Below are 18,076 nucleotides of genomic sequence, written 5' to 3' on the forward strand. Positions count from 1 at the left end.
GAGCAGCACCCATGGCCGTTGCCGAAAGCGTCGAGGAAAAGGACGGGGGCCACTACCGCGCCGGCGCGGAAGAGCTGGCGCACCTGCCCGGCAAGCCGAGCCGGATTCCGCTGAAGGGCACGATCGATTTCATCCGCGATCCGCTGGCCATGACGATGAAGGCGCATGCCGATTACGGCAACGTCTACAAGTCGCGCACATTCATGCAGTGGTCGGTCTCCATGCTGGGTCCCGACGCGCTGGAACTCGTCCTGATGGACCGGGAGAAGAACTTCTCCTCCCGCGCGGGCTGGCACCACATGCTCAGCCGCCTGTTCTCCGACGGTCTGATGCTGCGCGACTTCGACGATCACCGGGCGCACCGGCGGATCATGCAGGTCGCCTTCAAGCCGGCGCCCATGAAGGACTACCTGCTGCGCATGAACGGCGGCATCCGGGAGCGCCTGGACGCCTGGGAGCGCGCGCCGGAGTTCCTTTTCTACCCGCAGATCAAGCAGCTCACGCTGGACCTTGGCGCCAGCGTCTTCCTCGGCATCGACGCCGGACCCGAGGCGCGGCGGATCAACCAGGCCTTCGTCGACGAGGTTGCGGCCTCCATCGCAGTCGTCCGCAAGCCGGTGCCGGGTCTGAAGATGTACAAGGGCGTGAAGGCGCGGCAGTTCCTTTCCGAGCTGTTCGCGCGGCTGATCGAGGAACGCCGCGGCAGCGAGACCGAAGGCGACGACATGTTCAGCCAGCTCTGCCGCGCCGAGTCCGAAGACGGCCGGATGCTGACCGATCAGGAAATCATCGATCACATGAACTTCCTGCTGATGGCGGCCCACGACACGACCACCAGTTCGCTGACGACGATGATCTGGGCGCTGGCGGCGCATCCCGAATGGCAGGAGCGCATCCGCCGCGAGATCGCGGAGATCGGCGGCGCGGAACTGGGCTATGAGGACGTCTCGCGAATGGACGTGGCCGAGCGCGCCTTCAAGGAAGCGCTGCGCATGATCCCGCCGGTGCCGTTCATCCCGCGCCGGGTGGTGCGCGAGTTCGAGTTCCAGGGGCAGCGCATCCCCGCCGGCGCGAACGTCTCGGTGAGCCCGGGCTATGTCCACATGATGCCGGAGCTCTGGACGGACCCGCAGAAGTTCGACCCCGACCGCTTCAGTCCCAACCGCGCCGAGGACAAGAACCACAAGTTCGCCTGGGCGCCCTTCGGCGGCGGCGCGCACAAGTGCCTTGGGATGCACTTCGCCTACATGCAGGTGAAGGCCTTCGCCTTCCAGCTGCTGCAGCGTTTCGAGGTCTCGATCGAGCCCGGCTACGAGCCGAAATGGGCGCGCATCCCGATCCCGAAACCCCTGGACGGTCTGCCGGTGAAGCTGACCCGGCTGTAGGCCGGGCGGCCTCATGGACGGACGCGTCGCGCCCGTTCCATCCTGCCGGGGATTGCTCTAGGCTCGCCCGCCAATCGACCGGACACATCATGTAGTGGGAGCAGACGATGGCGATCGGTTCCAATGCGGTCCGCATGGGCGCAATGGCGCTGGCGGCCCTGGTCATGCTGGACGCGCCGGAGGCCGGCGCGCAGAACCAGGCGCAACAGCCCCGGAGCGAAGTCGTCGGCACGCACGGCGACTGGGAGAAGCGCTGCATCGATCTGCAGGCGCAGGGCCGACGCTGCGCCCTGGTGCAGATGGGCGACAACCCGACGGCCCAGGTCCGCGCCGTGGCGACGCTGACCCGAGGCGGCGAGAACGGGGCCGAGACCGTCGCCCGCTTCGAGGTGCCGATCGGGGTTCACCTGCCGAGCGGTCTGCGGGTCCATATCGACGGTCAGGATTTCGGCGGCGTGCCGTACCAGTTCTGCCACCCCGACCGCTGCGCCGCGATCGCCATCCTGTCGGCTGAGCAGGAAGCCGCACTGAAGGGCGGAAGCACGGCGACGATCACGTTCTTCGCCGATCCGAAGGTGCCGATCGAGGTGCCGATCTCGCTGATGGGCGTGACCGCCGGACTCCGTACCCTCGAATAGGCCGAACGGGGCTCAACCGGCGCTGCGTTGCCGCCGCCGCAGCGCCTGCATGGGCATGACCTGCCCGCTTGCCGATCTGCCGGCTGCCGTGAGCGGCTTCATCTGCACCCTGGAATCCGGCTCGCCCTCGATCCAGAGCCCCTGCCCCGATGCGGGCGTGAAGCCGTATTGCAGATAGAGCTTGGGATCGCCGATCAGCACCACCAGGTCGATGCCCGCATCGGCGACCTTCTGCAGGCTCTGATTGACCAGCGCCCGCGCCGCGCCGCGCCCGCGATAGGACGGCGCCACAGCCAGCGGTCCCAGCAGCATGGCGTCGACGCCGCCGGCCTGGCAGGGCCAGTACTGGATCGCACCGATCATCAGGTCGCCATCCCAGGCGGCCATGCCGAAACGCTTGTCCTCGTCGACGTGATCGCGGAAACGATAGGCGATCTTCTTCTCCCTGTCGGGACCGAAGGAGACGTCGAGCAGGGCGGGGAGCGCCGCCCGCGCGGCGGCGTTCAACAGGGTGAATTGGAACATGGAGGGACTTTCGGATCGGCTGGTGGGGACGATTTCAGGGCATCGCGTCCCGGACGCCTCTGCCGCCCCGGACACGTCAGACCTGTCGTCGTCGTGCGATCCGAACTCTCATCATGGATTCCCAGATAAGCGATACGGGCCGGTTCCGCAAAGGAAATCGTCCCGCCGTCGTTGATAGCCCGACCCGGGCGGACTAGGTTGCCTGCCCGCAGGGGAGATCAGGGGAGACATCGATGTTCTACCGCGCCGACCAGGACCACGGCCTGAAGCACAACCCGTTCAAGGCGCTGGTCGCGCCCCGGCCCATCGGCTGGATTTCCACGCGGGATCGCAATGGCGGCTTCAACCTGGCGCCCTTCAGCTACTTCAACGCCATCACCGACTACCCGCCGACGGTGGTGTTCGGCTGCAACGGCCCGCATCCGGAAGGCGACACCAAGGACACCGCCGCCAACGCCCGCGACACCGGCGAGTTCGTGGTCAACATGGCTACCTGGGAACTGCGCGAGCAGATGAACCGAAGCTCCGCCCACGTGCCGCGCGATGTCGACGAGTTCAGGGAGGCCGGGCTGACGGCCCTGGAGAGCGAGATGGTGTCCGCCCCCCGCGTCAAGGAGAGCCCGGTCAACCTCGAATGCCGGTTGGTCCAGGTCATCCAGCTCCGCTCCAGCAATCCGAAGATCACCAATAACATGGTCATCGGCGAGGTCGTCGGCATCCACATCGACGAGCGCATCATCAAGGACGGCATGATCGACATGCCGACCTACCGCCCGATCGCCCGGCTCGGCTACATGGACTACACCGTGGTCGAAAAGGTCTTCACCATGGACCGGCCGGATTAGGGGACGTCCCCTTCGGGATCAATCAGGTCAGAATACTCTGGTGTCATGCCCGCCCCCGTGCGGGCATCCGGGCAGAATATCGACTTGTGGCGAAGCCGCACCGGACCCCCGCACAAGCTTGCCCCTGACCCCGTTCGGGGGGCGGGGGTAACGAGTTAGGCAGCGTGAACACAATTTGAAACCGGTCAGCTAACGCCGGACCGCCGGCGCTTCGACGGGCAGGCCGTTGCCGCGCCAGGCGACGTAGAGTTCCAGCGCCAGGTAGGCGTCGGAACCGAGCGGCCGCGGCTCGGCGACGCGCTGGTCGTCGCAGAAGCGGAAGCGCCGGTGCGTCGAGCCCACACCGGACCAGCGCAGCAGATAGGCCGGATAGCCGTTGATCTGGCCCTGGCTCAACTGCTCGCCGCGGACCCATTGTCCGGCGCGCTCGTCGTGGCACTGGAAGCAAGCCAGGTTCATCTGCCCGCGCCGCTCGCGGTAGAGGGCCTTGCCCCGCTCGAAGAAGGGTTCCGCTGCGCCGTCCACGGCGACGTCGACCGGCATGCCCGCCGACAGGCTGCGCAGGTAAAGCGCGAGCGACAGCATCGGCTCGGATTCAAGCGGAAATGGCTCTGCCTCCATGCGCGCCTGCCGGCAGTCATTGATCTGGCGCTCCAGATTCACCACCCGTCCGTCCCGGACCACGGGATAGCGCGCGGCCACCCCTTCCAGATCAGCCGGCGCATGGCAGTCGGCGCAGGCCCGGTCCGCGGCGCCCGTCTTCCGCGCGAAGATCGCCCGCCCCTTCTCCAGCCAGAACAGACCCGGATTGGCGAAGGGGTCGGCCTGCATCTCGCGGACCGCGGGCGTCGCCCATTCCAGGCCGGACTTCGGGGGATCGGGCGGCTCCGCCATTGCCATCGGCGCGGCTGCCGCCAAGATGCATCCGACATATATCGAGAAACGGGGCCAGTTCATGAGCATCAGCATCGCAAAGATCGACCACGTTGTCCTGAACGTCACGGACACGGATCGCGCCATCGCCTTCTACCGCGACGTGCTCGGCTGTGAGGTCGAGCGTACGGTCGAACGCATCGGTCTGGTGCAGATGCGCGCCGGCGCCTCGCTGATCGACCTGTTTCCGGCAAAGGCCCCGTCCGAGACGCCGAACATGGATCACTTCTGCCTCCGCGTTGAGCCGTGGAATGTCGACGAGATCATGGCGCACCTTGAAAAGCATGGTGTCGAGAAGGGCAAGACGGTCACCCGCTACGGCGCCGAGGGCGACGGCCCGTCGATCTACATCCGGGACCCGGACGGCAACACGGTCGAACTGAAAGGCCCGCCGGTCGGCCGATGACGATGCGCCGGCGGCCATGGCGATTGACAGCAGCGACGCCGGGCCCTATCTCCCGCTGCGGCTGAAGGCGCCTGCCGCTCGCCGGCTTGTCCGTTGGTGAAGTCCTTCTTTCCGATCATCCGTCCCGTTCGATCAGACGAATGCGGCCCGATGGCAATGCGAGCCCCGTCCAGCTTCCGCATTCGAAGACCGAATGAGGACCACGATGACCGGAGCGACGACACCCCCTCCCCCGCTCGACGAGTTGAAGCGGCAGGCGAAGCGATTGCGCGCCAGCCTCGAGGCCGCCGGCCAGACCGTCGGCCACGGGCGCGCGCTCGAACTGATCGCGCATCAGCATGGCTACCGCGACTGGAACACCCTGCACGCCGCGATCGGCAACCGGCCGCCGCCCCCGCCGCTTTCGGTGGGCCAGCAGGTACGCGGCCGCTATCTCGGCAAAGGCTTCACCGGCGAGATCGTCGGGCTGCGCCAGCTCGGCGAGGATGGCCGCTATCGCGTGGCCCTTCGTTTCGAGGATCCCGTCAATGTCTCCGCCTTCGAGAGCATGACGATCCTCCGCCGCCAGATCACGGCGGTGGTCGACCGGCGCGGCGTCACGGCGGAGAAGACCTCGGACGGCGTGCCGCACCTGAGACTGGAGCTCTAGGCCAGTCCGAAGGTGCCGGCCACGCCGTCCCAGAGCAGCTTGAGCCCGACCAGGAAGACGAAGACGTAGCAGATCAGGTAGAAGGGCCTCTCGGGGATCCGGTGATGCAGCCAGACCCCCGAGAGCATCGCCAGCGGGCAGATCGGCGCGAGCACCAGGGCGGTCATCAGGTTCTCTTCCGTCAGCAGCCCCAGATAGCCATAGGGCACCAGCTTGGCGTAGTTCACCGCCATGAAGAACACGGTCGTCGTGCCGACGAAGACCGTCTTGTTGAGCTTCAGCGGCAGCAGATAGACCTGCAGCGGTGGGCCGCCGGCATGGCCGATGAAGCTGGTGAAGCCCGAAACCGCGGACCAGAATACGCCCCGCACAGGGCTTTCCGGCCGCGCCTCGTCGCGGCGGCGCCCGCCCAGCCAGTAGTTGAGCGAGAACAGCACCGCGATCGTGCCGATGATAAGGCGGATCATGTGCTCGTCGACCCACCCTGCCAGCGCCGTGCCGATGCCGATGCCCAGCAGTGCGCCGGGCCCGAGATAGAGCATCAGCTTCCGGCTCCAGTCTCGGCGGTAGCTCCAGACGCCGAAGATATCCATCAGACACAGGATCGGCAGCATGATGGCCACGGCCTGCAGCGGCGGCACGACAAGCGACAGGGTCGGCACCGCGACGATGCCGATCCCCGCGCCGAACCCGCCCTTCGAAATGCCGGTCAGCATCAGGACCGGCAGCGCCACCGCGTAGAAGACGGGGTCCTGGATCAAAGATGTCGCCCGATGGCCTCGACCGTTGCGGACACGATCTCGTCGGCCTCAGCCCGCGTCAGGCAGAGCGGCGGCGCGAAGCCGATGATGTCGCCCTGGGGCATGGCGCGGGCGACGACGCCGAGTTCGGCCATGGCGCCGACCACGGACGGGCCGACCTTCTTCGCCGGATCGAAGAACCTGCGCGCGCCCGGATCATCCATCAGTTCGACCGCGGCCAGCATCCCCTCGCCGCGCACTTCGGCGACGTTCGGGTGGTTCTTGAGGCTGTCGGCCAGGGCTTCCCGGAAATAGCCGCCAACCTCGGCCGCGTTGTCGACCAGCCCCAGTTCGTCCACCAGCTTCAGGTTGGCGATGCCGGCGGCGGCCCCGATCGGATGCGCCGAATAGGTCCAGCCATGGCCGATCGGGCCCAGCTCGTCGGTGCCCTTCATCAGCACATCGTAGACGTCCTTCGAGATGATCGAGCCCGAGAGCGGCGCATAGGCCGAGGTCAGCCCCTTGGCGATGGTGATGATGTCGGGCGTGATGCCGTAGTGAGCGGAGCCGAACATGGAGCCGAGGCGGCCGAACCCGGTCACCACCTCGTCGGCGATCAGCAGGATGTCGTGCTTCTTCAGCACCGGCTGGATCGCCTCCCAGTAACCCTCCGGCGGCGGCACGATGCCGCCGGTGCCCAGCACCGGCTCGCCGATGAAGGCGCCGATCGTCTCCGGTCCCTCGGCCTGGATCATCTCCTCCAGCTTCTCGTCGCACCAGGCGGAGAATTCGCGCTCGCTCATGCCCGCATCGGGACGGCGGAGATAGTAGGGCGCCTCGGTATGCAGGATCCGGTCGAGCGGCAGATCGAACTTCTTGTGGAACAGCTGCAGCCCGGTCAGGGAGCCGGTGATCAGCCCGGAGCCGTGATAGCCCCGCCAGCGGCTGATGATCTTCTTCTTCTCCGGCCGGCCGAGCACGTTGTTGTAATACCAGACCAGCTTGACGTTGGTCTCGTTGGCGTCGGAACCGCCGAGGCCGAAATAGACCGACCGCATGTTCGCCGGCGCGCGCTCCACGATCATGTTGGCCAGCGTGATGGAGGCCTCGGTGCCGTGGCCGACATAGGCGTGATAGTAGGCCAGTTCCTTCGCCTGGGCGGCGATGGCGTCGGTGATCTCGCTCCGGCCGTAGCCGACGTTCACGCAGTAAAGCCCGGCAAAGGCGTCGAGCAGGCGCTTGCCGTCGCGATCCTCGATGTAGACGCCCTTGCCGCCCTTCACGATGCGGTTCGGCGACTCGCCGCGGGCGTGCTGGCCCAGATGGGTGGACGGATGGAAAAAGCTGTCGCGATCCCACTGGTCGAGCTGATCGTTTCTGAGCATGGCTACCTCGCTCTCAGGTGTTGATGACGGATCCCGCACCGGCCGCGCGCGCGCGGCTGAGCGCATGGGTGGCGATGGCCGTGTCCTGCGCCCCCGTGCCTGTGAGATCCACGATGGTGACGTCCCGGCCGCTTGTGCGGCCCGGCACGTCGCCGGCAATGACCGCTCCGAGTTCGGGCGGCGCCTTCCCGCCATCCATGCCGGCGGCGAGCACGGCCTGCCATTCGCCGGCGGTTCCACACTGGCTCAGCCGGTCGGCGACATAGAGATCGGAAGCGGCAATCGCCGCCGGATCGATCTCGTTCTTGCCGTCCTGGTCCGAACCCATGGCGGTGATGTGCAGCCCCGGATGCAGCCAGTCGGCCCGCACCAGAGGCCCGCGGGAAGGGGTGGTGGTGACGACGAGTTCGCTTGCGCGCACCACTTCTTCGGGACTGCCCACCGCTTCCGCCGCGACCCCGAGAGCCGTTTCGAGATCGCCGGCGCAGGCGAGCGCCCGGTCGCGGTCCCGCGCCCAGACCAGCACGCGCTCGAAGGGCCGCACGAAATACGCCGCCTGGAGCTGCAGCCGGGCCTGAACGCCGGCGCCGATGACACCCGCGGTCGTCACCGTCTCCGGCCCCAGATGCCGCGCGGCCACGGCGCCTGCGGCGGCCGTCCTGATGTCGGTCAGATAGCCGTTGTCGAGCAACAGCGCGTCGACCAGACCGGTCTTCGCGTTGAACAGGATCATCAGCCCGTTGAGGCTCGGCAGGCCAAGCTGCGGATTGTCGAAGAAGCCTGGCGAGACCTTGATCGCGAAGCCGCCGAAGCCGGGAATGTAGGCGGTCTTCACGTCGACTTCGCCATTCACCATCGGCAGGTCCATCGACAGGATGGGCGGCATCACGACCTCACCGCCGGCCAGGGCGAGGAAGGCGTCCTCGATTACGTCGACAAGCTCGAGGTCGAGGGCCACGACCCGGCGCAGTTCGGTCTCGGTCAGCACCGCAATCTCAGGCATGGCCGCCGCCTCCCACTTCGACATTCCCGAGTCCCAGTCTCTCGCCGGCGATCACGGCCGAGAACTGGCCCATGTCCACATTGCGCCCGGTGATCAGGAACGCCGCAGGACCGCCCAGGTCCAGCTTGCCCGCGAGCAGCGCCGCGTGACCCACGGCCGAGGCGCCCTCCGCCACCAGGCGGTCGCCGGCATAGAGCGCACGCATGCCGTCATAGATCTCCTGCTCGGTCACCAGCACGATGTCGTCGAGCAGAGCGCGGCAGAGCGCGAAGGTGAGTCGGTTGTCCAGGCCGATGCCGCCGCCCAGGCTGTCGGCCAGCGACGGCACCTCCTCCACCTCGACCGGATGCCCGGCGCGGATGCTGTCATGCATCGCTGCGCCGCGGTCCATGCTGACGCCGACGATCCGGATGTCCGGACGGATCGATTTTGCCGCCAGGGCGACGCCAGCCGCGAGCCCGCCGCCCGAGAGCGGAATGACGATGCAGGCGAGGTCAGGCCGCACTTCCAGCAGCTCCAGCCCGATCGTGCCCTGCCCCGCCACCACCAGAGGGTCGTCGAAGGGCGAAATCCCGATCATGCCGTGGTCGGCGATCAGCCGGTCCGCTTCCCGCTGCGCCTCGTCCTGGCTGCGGCCGATGCGCCGCACTTCGGCGCCCAGTTCGGCAATCGCGGCCGCCTTTCCCTCAGGCACCAGATTCGACAGGCAGATGACCACGCGGATGCCGAGGCGGCGCGCGGCATAGGCCACGGCGCGGCCGTGATTGCCCGTGGAGACCGAGACCACGCCGCTTGTGCGCGCAGCGGCCACGTGCGCCGTGACCGCGTTGGCCGCGCCACGCAGCTTGAAGGCGCCGGTCGGCTGCAGGACCTCCAGTTTCAGCAGGATCTCCTCTCCGGCCGGCCCGGAGAGCGCGGACGCGACAAGCGGCGTCGCCACGGCGACACCCGACATGCGCTGTCGCGCGGCATAGATATCGCTCAGATTCAACACCGCGTTGTTCCCTTGGGCTGTCCACACGTCATTGACACGGCGCGCGCGTCAATTCAACGCTGGCCGCGCCAACCCTTTCGAGCGAGAGACGACATGCCAGACGTGACCCTGCCCTTCGATCGTGCGGAGTACCACGACCGGCTCGCGAGGGTCAGGCGGGCGATGGACGATGCCGGGCTGGACGTGCTGTTCACCTGCGATCCCTCCAACATGGCCTGGCTGACGGGCTATGACGGCTGGAGCTTCTACGTCCACCAGGGCGTCATCGTCGGGCCGGAAGGCGAGCCGGTGTTCTGGGGCCGACGCATGGACGCCCTGGGCGCGATGCGCACCTGTTACATGGATGCGGCGAACATCGTCGGCTACTCGGACGACTACGTCATGTCGAGCGACTCCCACGCCATGGAACATCTGGCGGAGACCATCAAGGCGCGTGGGTGGGACGGCCGCCGCATCGGCGTGGAGAAGGAGAACTACTACTATTCCGCCCGCGCCCACGAGGTGCTGGAACGCAATCTGGAGGGCGCGCTGGTCGACGCCACCCTGCTGGTGAACTGGCAGCGCGTGATCAAGTCGCCGACCGAAATCCGCTTCATGCGCCGCGCCGCGCGCATCGTGGAGAACATGCATCGCCATATCCTGGAAATCGTCGAGCCGGGCCGGCGGCGGAACGAGATCGCGGCCGCGATCTACCATACCGGCCTGTGGGGTTCCGAGGACGAGGACGGCCTGTTCGGCGGCGACTACGCGGCGATCGCGCCGCTGATGCCGACGGGCCGGGATGCAACGGCGGCGCATCTGACCTGGGACGACCGGCCGTTCGAGGAGGGCGCGGCGACCTTCTTCGAGATCGCCGGCTGTTATCGGCGCTATCACGCGCCGCTCTGCCGCACGATCTTCCTCGGCGAGCCGCCCGCCGACATGCGCTTCGCCGAAGAGGCGGTGATCGAGGGGATCGAGGCCGGCATTTCCGCGGCGCGCCCCGGCAACACCGCCGGCGACGTGGCCCGCGCCTTCTACGGCGTGCTGGAGAAGCGCGGCATCAAGCGCGAGGGCCGCTGCGGCTATCCGATCGGCCTTTCCTATCCACCCGACTGGGGCGAGCGCACCTTCTCGATCCGGCCCAACGACCAGACGGTGCTGAAGCCGAACATGACGTTCCACCTGATGACGGCGCTGTGGATGGACGAATGGGGCCTGGAGATCACCGAACCGCTCAGGGTGCGCAGCGAAGGACCGGCGGAATGTCTCGCCAACTATCCCCGCCAGCTGTTCGTGAAACCATGACCGTTCTCGACCAGACCCGCGAGATCCTGGACCACCTGATCGGCTTCGCGACCGTTTCCGCCGACAGCAATCTGGAACTGATCGCCTATGCCAACGAGCGCCTGGACCGCATCGACGCCCGCACCCACCTGACCCTCAACGCCGAGGGCACCAAGGCGAACCTGTTCGCGACCATCGGCCCGGACGTCGACGGGGGCGTGGTCCTGTCGGGCCATACCGACGTGGTGCCGGTCGAGGATCAGGACTGGTCCAGCGATCCCTTCACCGCCCGTTTCCAGGACGACCTGATCTATGGCCGCGGCGCCTGCGACATGAAGGGATTCATTGCCTGCGCGCTGGCGATGGCGGAAAGCTTCGCCGAAGCGGACCTCAAGCGTCCCTTGCATCTGGCGCTGACCTTTGACGAGGAAGTCGGCTGCCTGGGAGCAAGGGTGATGCTGGAGGCGCTGAAGGACTCCGGCCGCCGTCCCGCCGCCTGCATCATCGGTGAACCGACCGGCATGCGGGTGATCGAGGGCCACAAGGGCTGTTGCGAATACAGCACCAGCTTCGACGGACTGGAGGGTCACGGCTCCCGGCCCGAACTCGGCGTCAACGCCGCCGAGTACGCCGTGCGCTACGCGGCGGAACTGATCGCGGCCGCCGAAGACCTGAAACAGCGGGTTCCCGCCGAGAGCCGGTTCGAACCGCCCTGGTCGACGATTTCCCTGGGCCGGATCCATGGCGGCATCGCCCACAACGTCATTCCCAATCACTGTTCGGTGGACTGGGAGTTCCGTCCGGTGAACCGCGCCGACGCCGACTATGTCCGTGAACGCATGCGCCGCTATGCCGAGGATGTGCTGCTGCCACGGATGCAGGCCATCCACCCGGAGGCGGCGATCCATCATCGCGTCATCGGGGAGGTCGGCAGTCTGGAGCCCATGCCGGGCTCGGAGGCCCTGGCGCTCGCCCGCGCGCTGACCGGGGGAAACTCGTCAGACGTGGTCTCCTTCAACACGGAGGCCGGTCTGTTCCAGGAACTCGGCATCCCGACCGTCGTCTGCGGCCCAGGCTTCATCGACCAGGCCCACAAGCCCGACGAATTCGTCAGCCTGGACCAGCTCTCCCAGTGCCTCGACATGATCGCCGGGCTGAAGGTGCGGCTGGCGGCCTGACCGGGAATTCCCTACACTTCCGGGAAAGCACTGGGAGGATGCCATGAACGATCAGTCCAAATCGCCGAAGTTCGGCAAGGCGGTGCACGCCACGCCGCAGAGCGCGCCCGAGGTTCCGGGCCGCCGCGCCTTCTTCAGCTACCGCGACCTGGGCGTGACGGAAGCGACCGGCGGCAAGATGCGCGCCCAACTCACCACCGCCGACAAGGGCATGACCGAGTCCACCGGCTGGCACTATCACGAGTGCGAGGCGCAGTTCGTCTACTGCACGAGCGGCTGGGTCGAGCTGGAATTCGAGACCGGCGAGTCCGTCCGGGTCCAGGCCGGCGAGTCGATCTTCATCCCGGGCGGGGTGAAGCACAACGAGTTGCGGACCTCCGACGACTTCCAGATTCTGGAGGTCTCGGTTCCGGCCGACATGGGCACGGTGCCCTGCGAGAACCCGAACGGCTGAGGCGCGGCGGAACCTATTTCCGCCAGTCCAGGATCATCTCGACGTCGCGGTCCTTGCCTTCGCGGCGGGTGTCGCCCAGCAGCATGTCCAGGCCGCACAGAACCTTGTCGACCCGGCCGCCGTCCCCGAAGGGCAGAAAAAGGTGTTCGGCCGTCACCCAGTCCTTGTCGACAAAGTGGATGGTCCCGAGGATCGCCAGCGGCTCGGCGGATTCGGCGCAGCGGCGATAATGCCAGGTCATGTACTCCAGCCGGTCGCCGTAAAGGTCGCGGTCGAGCCAGCGGCCGGTTGAATCGCGCCCTGCAAGCTGCGTGACGAAGGTTCCGATGACCCGGAAGCGGAATCGGCCGCCGCCGTCCCCGACATCCACGACGATCAAGTGCGGCAGGATCGCCTTCACTGGGGCCGGGTCGAACGACGACCACTCCGGCAGCCTGCTCTCCGGCGCGAGGGTCAGCCAGTGGTCCCGCAGGCGCCGGTTGACGCGGCTGCGCATCGCTTCATCGGTGACCGGCCGCAGCGCCTCGTCCATGTCCATCCGTCCCCGCCCGATAGTATGGTTGGAAGACCTACGCGCCGACTGCGCCACGCGATCATAGCAATCTGCGCTCGGAAGCCCCGCTATTTCCGCCAGTCGAGGATCAGTTCCACGTCCCGCGCCCGGCCGGCCAGCCGTTGGTCGCCGGCCAGCACGTCGAGCCCGCTCAGGACGATGCCGGCGCTGTCGCCATCGGGGCCCCGGGCGAAGGGCAGGAAGATATGCTCCGCCGTGACCCATTCCTTCTCGGCAAAGTGGACGCTGCCCAGCGTGGCCAGCGGCACGCCCGTTTCGGCGCATTTCCGGAAGGTCCAGATCATCGCCTCCAGCCGGTCGCCGTAGAGCGCCGCGTCCAGCGTCCGGCCCGTGGCGTCCCGGCCGGCCAGTTCGGTGACGAAGGTGCCGACCAGCCGATAGCGGAAGACGGCTGGATCGCCGACGACCTCGACAACCACCAGATAGGGCAGGAGCCGGGGCACGGCCACCGGATCGAAGGCGTCCCAGGAAGGCAGGTCCGGCCCCTCGCCGCGGAGCGTCAGCCAGTGGTCGCGAAGCGCGCGGTTCACATCGCTGAGCAATGGCTGGCCGGTCTCCGGATGCAGTGGATCGCTCATCGTACCTCGGATCGTCATTCGTCAGGGGGGAGCGCCGACCGCAAACGCGGCAAGGCGCGGCTCTGATGCCAATTCGTAACGACCGGCGCAAGAGTTGGAACGCGCATGGCGGCAATGTGGCGGCACTGCCCGCAAATTGACCAACGACCGTCTGTGCGCCGTGAAATTGGGCACCGGGAATCCGTCTGAGCGCCCCGTGAAGCGGGCCATTTGCGGAAGTGTCTGAATTCCCGTGCCGATTCGGCCTGGGCTCCCCTGTCGCCGCTCTGGCACGGCGATTGCCAAGAGAACCGCAATGGGCGGCTAGGGTTCCGGTCCGCGCGTCGCCGCGGGCGACTGGTCCGAGAGCCGCCATCCCGGCCGCGCACAGGCCGGGACACACGGCGGGCCAAAATCCCGGGAGGTCTCAATCGGCGGCTTGGTGTCGGCCGGGAGCCTCTTTCTCCTCGCCGCGCAGGCCGGTCGGCACAGGCGCAGCGAGGAGGACGAACTCATGAAACGCATCATCGCAACCATCGCCGCGGCGGCGGTCATCGCCATCGGGCTGGGCGGAGCGGCGCAGGCGGAGAAGAAGGACAGCTTCCGCGTCGCCTGGTCGATCTATGTCGGCTGGATGCCGTGGGGTTACATGGAAGACTCCGGCATCATGGACAAATGGGCCGCGAAATACAGCATCGACGTCGAGATCGTGCAGATCAACGACTACATCGAGAGCATCAACCAGTACTCCGCCGGCGCCTTCGACGGGGTCAGCGCGACCAATATGGACACCCTGTCCATTCCCGCCGGCGGCGGCGTCGATACGACGGCGCTGATCGTGGGCGACTTCTCCAACGGCAACGACGCCGTGCTGGTGAAGGGCGATCGCGCCTTCAAGGATCTGAAGGGCGAGCAGATCAATCTGGTGGAGCTCTCGGTCTCCCACTACCTGCTGGCGCGCGGCCTGGAGAGCGCCGGCATGTCGGAAGCGGACATCAGCGTCGTCAACACCTCGGACGCCGACATGGTCGCGGCCTTCGCGACGCCCGGCGTCACCGCCGCGGTGACCTGGAACCCGCTGGTCTTCACCATCATGGAAATGCCGGGCGTTTCGAAAATCTACGACAGCGCGGACATCCCGGGCGAGATCATCGACCTGATGGTCGTCAACACCGAGACGCTGGCCGACAACCCTGACTTCGGCAAGGCGCTGGCCGGGGCCTGGTACGAGACCATGAGCCTGATGGCCGCCGACACCGAGGCGGGCAAGGCCGCGCGGACCGCCATGGCCGAGGCGTCCGGCACCGACCTCGCCGGCTATGACGCCCAGCTCGCGACGACGAAGATGTTCTATGATCCGGCGGACGCGGTCGCCTTCACCGAGGACCCGAAGCTGCTCCAGACCATGGATTTCGTGCGCAACTTCCTGTTCGACCACGGCATCCTGGGCGAGGGCGCGCGCTCGGTGGACGACATCGGCATGGCCTTTCCCGGCGGCGCCACGCTCGGCGATACCAGCAACATCAAGTTCCGCTTCGATCCCGCCTACATGGTGATGGCCGCCGAAGGGAAGCTGTGACGGCCAAGTCGCATCCGTCGCTGCCCGGCTCGTCCGGGCAGCCCACGGATCCGCTGATTTCGAGACATGGATTGCCCGGATGAACCGGGCAATGACGTCAGGGTTCCATTTTCCTGTCAGAGGGATTGGCCAAGCTCGATGCGCTGGATGAACCGCCGTCCCGTCAGGTCGGTCGCGGTGCTGCTCGCCGCCCTGCCCTTCGTGCTCACCCTGCTTGCCTATGTGGTCGGCTCGGAGGTCCGCCGGGCGGAGAACCCGAACGACAAGCTGCTGCCGGCGCCGGCGAAGGTGATCGAACGCGCCGCCGAACTCGCCACGGAACCGGACCGGCGCAGCGGCGACGTCCTGCTCTGGCGGGACACGGCGGCCAGCCTGCAGCGCCTGGCGGTCGGCGTCGCCATAGCCGCCTCGCTCGGCCTCGGCTTCGGCCTCGCGATCGGTCTGTTCCCGGCGGGCCGCTCCACCCTGGCCTCCTATGTCGCCTTTCTTTCCCTGATACCGCCGCTGGCGCTGCTGCCGATCCTTTTCATCGTCTTCGGACTCGGCGAAGTCTCCAAGGTCGTGCTGATCGCCGTCGGCATCACCCCCTTCATCATCCGCGACCTGAGCCAGCGGGTGCTCGAGATTCCGACGGAACAACTGGTCAAGGCGCAGACGCTGGGCGGGTCGTCATGGCAGATCCTGCTGCGCGTCGCGCTACCTCAGGTGGCGCCCCGGCTGGTGCAGGCGGTCAGGCTCTCGCTCGGTCCCGCCTGGCTGTTCCTGATCGCGGCCGAGGCGATCGCCGCACAGGACGGCCTCGGCTATCGCATCTTCCTGGTCCGCCGCTATCTGGCGATGGACGTGATCCTGCCCTATGTCTGCTGGATCACGTTTCTCGCCTTCGCCATCGACTGGTCGTTGCGCCGGTTCTCCCGGCGCGCCTTCGGCTGGGCCCATACGGAGGGAGAGAGCCTTTGAGCGCGGTCTCCGTCCGCCAGGTCTTCAAGACCTATGACCACACACCGATTCTGGAGAACGTCGACCTGGAAATCGACGAGGGGCAGTTCTGCGCCATCGTCGGCGCCTCGGGCTGCGGCAAATCCACCTTCCTGCGCATGCTGCTGGCGCAGGAGATGCCGAGCGCCGGCGAGATCCGCATCGACGGACAGCCGCCCGCGCGCGAACCCGGCCCCGACCGCGGCGTCGTCTTCCAGCGCTATTCCGTCTTCCCGCATCTGAGCGTGCGTCAGAACCTGCTGCTGCCGATGGAGTTCAGCGGGAGCCGCCTGCTCGGCCGGCTGTTCGGTCCGCGCAAGCAGGAACTGGAGCGCGAGGCCGACCGGGTGCTGGAGCGTATCGGACTGGCCCACATGGCCGACGCCTGGCCCAGCCAGCTCTCCGGCGGCATGCAGCAGCGTCTCGCCATCGCCCAGGCGCTGGCGCTGAAGCCGAAGGTGCTGCTGCTCGACGAACCCTTCGGCGCGCTGGACCCGGGCACCCGCAAGTCGATGCACGAATTCCTGCTCGACCTCTGGCGGGAAACCGGCATGACCATCTTCATGGTCAGCCATGACCTGTCCGAGGCTTTCACCCTGGCCAACAGGGTGCTGGTCTTCGACAAGCGCCGCTGGGACCCCCATGATCCGACCGCCTTCGGCGCCACCGTGACCTACGATTTCAAACTGACCGAGAAAGACTGGGAGAAACCCGATGTTCCTGCCTTTGGACCGCCGGACGCGCCGCAACCGGCCGCCGGCTGACGCCGCAACTCAGGAAAGCCGCCGCCGCCACCACCCCGACCTCTCGAAGCTGAGGGGCTGGAAGTCCATGCAGGCCGAGGCCGGCATTCCGGGCGACGAATGGGACAAGGAACGCCGCTGGGCGCTGCGCATGGGGCTCACGGGCGCGGATTCGATCGAGGACCGCTCGATCCCGACCTTCGCCCGCGGGGAACTGCCCCACTATGCCGGCATCAACACCTTCCTGAAGGCGCCCTATACCGAGGACGTGACCGAGGTCGGGAACTACGACGCGACCGTGCTCGGCGCCCCCTTCGACGGCGGTACCACCTACCGTCCCGGCACGCGCTTCGGGCCTCAGGGCATCCGCAAGATCTCGGCGCTCTACACCCCCTACAACTACGAACTGGCCGTCGACCTGCGCGAGCAGATGAGCCTCTGCGACGCCGGCGACATCTTCACTATCCCCGGCAATATCGAGAAGACCTTCGACCAGATCAGCCGCGCCTGCGCCCATGTCTTTTCCACCGGATCGATGCCGATCATCCTGGGCGGCGACCACTCCATCGGCTTTCCCACCGTGCGCGGCATCGCCGAGTGCACGTCGAAGACCATCGGCATCGTCCACTTCGACCGCCATGCCGACATCCAGGAAAAGGACCTGGACGAGCGCATGCACACCACGCCCTGGTTCCACGCCACGAACCTGCCCAACGTGCCGGCGAAGAACCTGGTCCAGGTCGGCATCGGCGGCTGGCAGGTGCCGCGCGAGGCCGTGGCCGTCGCCCGCGAGCGCGAGACCAACATCATCACCATGTCCGACGTGGAGAAGATGGGCATCGACAGGACCGCCGAGATGGCGCTGGAGATGGCCTGGGACGGCGCCGACATGGTCTACCTGTCCTTCGACATCGACTGCATCGACTGCGGTTTCGTGCCCGGCACCGGCTGGCCGGAGCCCGGCGGCTTCCTGCCGCGCGAGGCGCTGGGGCTGGTTTCCCGCATCGCGGCGGAGGGGATCTGCGGCATGGAGATCGTGGAGGTCTCGCCGCCCTACGACACCTCCGACATCACCGCGCTGATGGCGACCCGGGTGATCGTCGACGCGCTGGGCTCCATGGTCGCCGCCGGCAAGTTGGGCGCGCACAGCGGCCTGATCGACAAGCCGGTCGAGTTCCCCAAGGGCGACTATGATGCCGCTCGCGACGGTGCGCGGTGGACGACCAGCGCGCGGAAGGGCTGAG

20 protein-coding genes are annotated in these 18,076 nt (G+C 67.2%); 12 read left to right on the plus strand and 8 right to left on the minus strand.

Annotated elements, in window-relative coordinates:
• Positions 1-11: 11 nt before the first annotated feature.
• Both TEF_15045 and TEF_15050 read left to right on the plus strand, forming a co-directional pair.
• Positions 12-1,385, plus strand: coding sequence for a hypothetical protein (locus TEF_15045; protein ID ANK81965.1), 1,374 nt, complete (start codon positions 12-14; stop codon positions 1,383-1,385).
• Positions 1,386-1,492: 107 nt separating this feature from the next.
• Complete coding sequence (locus tag TEF_15050) at positions 1,493-2,023, plus strand: hypothetical protein (protein ID ANK81966.1); 531 nt, start codon at positions 1,493-1,495, stop codon at positions 2,021-2,023.
• A gap of 12 nt (positions 2,024-2,035) precedes the next feature.
• On the opposite strand, the gene TEF_15055 is transcribed toward TEF_15050, so the two are convergent.
• Positions 2,036-2,548: a hypothetical protein gene (locus TEF_15055; GenBank protein ANK81967.1), complete on the minus strand. Its 513-nt coding sequence runs from the start codon at positions 2,546-2,548 to the stop codon at positions 2,036-2,038.
• Positions 2,549-2,781: 233 nt separating this feature from the next.
• Here TEF_15055 and TEF_15060 point away from each other — a divergent pair, with 233 nt between their 5' ends.
• The gene (locus TEF_15060) at positions 2,782-3,393 is read left to right on the plus strand and encodes a flavin reductase (GenBank protein ID ANK81968.1); all 612 of its coding nucleotides are present in this window, start codon (positions 2,782-2,784) and stop codon (positions 3,391-3,393) included.
• A gap of 189 nt (positions 3,394-3,582) precedes the next feature.
• Here TEF_15060 and TEF_15065 read toward each other — a convergent pair whose 3' ends face one another.
• The gene (locus TEF_15065; protein ID ANK83514.1) at positions 3,583-4,356 is read right to left on the minus strand and encodes a sulfur oxidation c-type cytochrome SoxA; all 774 of its coding nucleotides are present in this window, start codon (positions 4,354-4,356) and stop codon (positions 3,583-3,585) included.
• Here TEF_15065 and TEF_15070 point away from each other — a divergent pair.
• Together TEF_15070 and TEF_15075 are read left to right on the plus strand one after the other, a co-directional pair.
• Positions 4,349-4,732, plus strand: coding sequence for a lactoylglutathione lyase (locus tag TEF_15070; protein ID ANK83515.1), 384 nt, complete (start codon positions 4,349-4,351; stop codon positions 4,730-4,732). The genes TEF_15065 and TEF_15070 overlap by 8 nt on opposite strands.
• 205 nt (positions 4,733-4,937) lie before the next feature.
• On the plus strand, positions 4,938-5,381 hold the full coding sequence (locus TEF_15075) for a hypothetical protein (protein ID ANK83516.1): 444 nt from the start codon (positions 4,938-4,940) through the stop codon (positions 5,379-5,381).
• Here the strand turns inward: TEF_15075 and TEF_15080 are convergent.
• The 4 genes from TEF_15080 to eutB are packed head-to-tail and all read right to left on the minus strand — an operon-like array spanning position 5,378 to position 9,464.
• Complete coding sequence (locus TEF_15080) at positions 5,378-6,097, minus strand: hypothetical protein (GenBank protein ID ANK83517.1); 720 nt, start codon at positions 6,095-6,097, stop codon at positions 5,378-5,380. The two genes, TEF_15075 and TEF_15080, sit on opposite strands and share 4 nt — an antisense overlap.
• Positions 6,098-6,138: 41 nt before the next feature.
• The gene (locus tag TEF_15085; GenBank protein ID ANK81969.1) at positions 6,139-7,506 is read right to left on the minus strand and encodes a hypothetical protein; all 1,368 of its coding nucleotides are present in this window, start codon (positions 7,504-7,506) and stop codon (positions 6,139-6,141) included.
• A 13-nt stretch (positions 7,507-7,519) separates the two neighbouring features.
• Complete coding sequence (locus TEF_15090) at positions 7,520-8,509, minus strand: ornithine cyclodeaminase family protein (protein ID ANK83518.1); 990 nt, start codon at positions 8,507-8,509, stop codon at positions 7,520-7,522.
• Positions 8,502-9,464, minus strand: a complete 963-nt coding sequence (gene eutB / locus TEF_15095; protein ID ANK83519.1) for a hydroxyectoine utilization dehydratase EutB — start codon at positions 9,462-9,464, stop codon at positions 8,502-8,504. Before eutB ends, TEF_15090 begins: the two co-directional genes overlap by 8 nt.
• Positions 9,465-9,596: 132 nt before the next feature.
• Here eutB and TEF_15100 point away from each other — a divergent pair, with 132 nt between their 5' ends.
• Genes TEF_15100 through TEF_15110 form a run of 3 tightly spaced genes read left to right on the plus strand, consistent with a single transcriptional unit; the run spans position 9,597 to position 12,401 of the window.
• Positions 9,597-10,790 (plus strand): ectoine hydrolase DoeA, encoded by a 1,194-nt coding sequence (locus tag TEF_15100; protein ID ANK81970.1) that lies wholly within the window; start codon positions 9,597-9,599, stop codon positions 10,788-10,790.
• Entirely contained in the window at positions 10,787-11,947 is a 1,161-nt protein-coding gene (locus TEF_15105) for an acetylornithine deacetylase (ArgE) (protein ANK81971.1), read from the plus strand. The genes TEF_15100 and TEF_15105 overlap by 4 nt, the downstream gene beginning before the upstream one ends.
• Positions 11,948-11,990: 43 nt before the next feature.
• Positions 11,991-12,401, plus strand: coding sequence for a hypothetical protein (locus TEF_15110; GenBank protein ID ANK81972.1), 411 nt, complete (start codon positions 11,991-11,993; stop codon positions 12,399-12,401).
• Positions 12,402-12,414: 13 nt separating this feature from the next.
• Here the strand turns inward: TEF_15110 and TEF_15115 are convergent, their stop codons facing one another.
• Together TEF_15115 and TEF_15120 are read right to left on the minus strand one after the other, a co-directional pair.
• A complete protein-coding gene (locus tag TEF_15115) occupies positions 12,415-12,939 on the minus strand; it encodes a hypothetical protein (protein ID ANK81973.1) in 525 nt (174 codons plus the stop codon).
• 83 nt (positions 12,940-13,022) lie between these two features.
• Positions 13,023-13,553, minus strand: coding sequence for a hypothetical protein (locus TEF_15120; GenBank protein ANK81974.1), 531 nt, complete (start codon positions 13,551-13,553; stop codon positions 13,023-13,025).
• Between the two features lie 493 nt (positions 13,554-14,046).
• On the opposite strand from TEF_15120, the gene TEF_15125 reads away from it, so the two are divergent.
• From TEF_15125 to TEF_15140, 4 genes are all read left to right on the plus strand, one after another.
• Entirely contained in the window at positions 14,047-15,111 is a 1,065-nt protein-coding gene (locus tag TEF_15125) for a lipid kinase (GenBank protein ID ANK83520.1), read from the plus strand.
• Positions 15,112-15,249: 138 nt separating this feature from the next.
• Positions 15,250-16,071: a lipid kinase gene (locus tag TEF_15130; GenBank protein ANK81975.1), complete on the plus strand. Its 822-nt coding sequence runs from the start codon at positions 15,250-15,252 to the stop codon at positions 16,069-16,071.
• Positions 16,068-16,853: a lauroyl acyltransferase gene (locus tag TEF_15135; GenBank protein ID ANK81976.1), complete on the plus strand. Its 786-nt coding sequence runs from the start codon at positions 16,068-16,070 to the stop codon at positions 16,851-16,853. Before TEF_15130 ends, TEF_15135 begins: the two co-directional genes overlap by 4 nt.
• Positions 16,804-18,075 (plus strand): agmatinase, encoded by a 1,272-nt coding sequence (locus TEF_15140; GenBank protein ID ANK81977.1) that lies wholly within the window; start codon positions 16,804-16,806, stop codon positions 18,073-18,075. The genes TEF_15135 and TEF_15140 overlap by 50 nt, the downstream gene beginning before the upstream one ends.
• Position 18,076 lies beyond the last annotated feature (1 nt).

The organism is Rhizobiales bacterium NRL2, assembly GCA_001664005.1.
GTDB lineage: Bacteria > Pseudomonadota > Alphaproteobacteria > Minwuiales > Minwuiaceae > Minwuia.

What these genes read in the sequence shown, in the direction of transcription:
- TEF_15125 (ANK83520.1), top strand. Translation starts at nt 14,047, where the DNA reads ATGAAACGCATCATCGCAACCATCGCCGCGGCGGCGGTCATCGCCATC.
- TEF_15130 (ANK81975.1), top strand. Translation starts at nt 15,250, where the DNA reads ATGCGCTGGATGAACCGCCGTCCCGTCAGGTCGGTCGCGGTGCTGCTC.
- TEF_15140 (ANK81977.1), top strand. Translation starts at nt 16,804, where the DNA reads ATGTTCCTGCCTTTGGACCGCCGGACGCGCCGCAACCGGCCGCCGGCT.
- TEF_15105 (ANK81971.1), top strand. Translation starts at nt 10,787, where the DNA reads ATGACCGTTCTCGACCAGACCCGCGAGATCCTGGACCACCTGATCGGC.
- TEF_15070 (ANK83515.1), top strand. Translation starts at nt 4,349, where the DNA reads ATGAGCATCAGCATCGCAAAGATCGACCACGTTGTCCTGAACGTCACG.
- eutB (ANK83519.1), bottom strand. Translation starts at nt 9,464, where the DNA reads ATGTCGGGTGTCGCCGTGGCGACGCCGCTTGTCGCGTCCGCGCTCTCC.
- TEF_15050 (ANK81966.1), top strand. Translation starts at nt 1,493, where the DNA reads ATGGCGATCGGTTCCAATGCGGTCCGCATGGGCGCAATGGCGCTGGCG.
- TEF_15060 (ANK81968.1), top strand. Translation starts at nt 2,782, where the DNA reads ATGTTCTACCGCGCCGACCAGGACCACGGCCTGAAGCACAACCCGTTC.
- TEF_15120 (ANK81974.1), bottom strand. Translation starts at nt 13,553, where the DNA reads ATGAGCGATCCACTGCATCCGGAGACCGGCCAGCCATTGCTCAGCGAT.
- TEF_15100 (ANK81970.1), top strand. Translation starts at nt 9,597, where the DNA reads ATGCCAGACGTGACCCTGCCCTTCGATCGTGCGGAGTACCACGACCGG.
- TEF_15055 (ANK81967.1), bottom strand. Translation starts at nt 2,548, where the DNA reads ATGTTCCAATTCACCCTGTTGAACGCCGCCGCGCGGGCGGCGCTCCCC.
- TEF_15085 (ANK81969.1), bottom strand. Translation starts at nt 7,506, where the DNA reads ATGCTCAGAAACGATCAGCTCGACCAGTGGGATCGCGACAGCTTTTTC.
- TEF_15045 (ANK81965.1), top strand. Translation starts at nt 12, where the DNA reads ATGGCCGTTGCCGAAAGCGTCGAGGAAAAGGACGGGGGCCACTACCGC.
- TEF_15090 (ANK83518.1), bottom strand. Translation starts at nt 8,509, where the DNA reads ATGCCTGAGATTGCGGTGCTGACCGAGACCGAACTGCGCCGGGTCGTG.
- TEF_15065 (ANK83514.1), bottom strand. Translation starts at nt 4,356, where the DNA reads ATGCTCATGAACTGGCCCCGTTTCTCGATATATGTCGGATGCATCTTG.
- TEF_15075 (ANK83516.1), top strand. Translation starts at nt 4,938, where the DNA reads ATGACCGGAGCGACGACACCCCCTCCCCCGCTCGACGAGTTGAAGCGG.
- TEF_15110 (ANK81972.1), top strand. Translation starts at nt 11,991, where the DNA reads ATGAACGATCAGTCCAAATCGCCGAAGTTCGGCAAGGCGGTGCACGCC.
- TEF_15080 (ANK83517.1), bottom strand. Translation starts at nt 6,097, where the DNA reads ATGCTGACCGGCATTTCGAAGGGCGGGTTCGGCGCGGGGATCGGCATC.
- TEF_15115 (ANK81973.1), bottom strand. Translation starts at nt 12,939, where the DNA reads ATGGACATGGACGAGGCGCTGCGGCCGGTCACCGATGAAGCGATGCGC.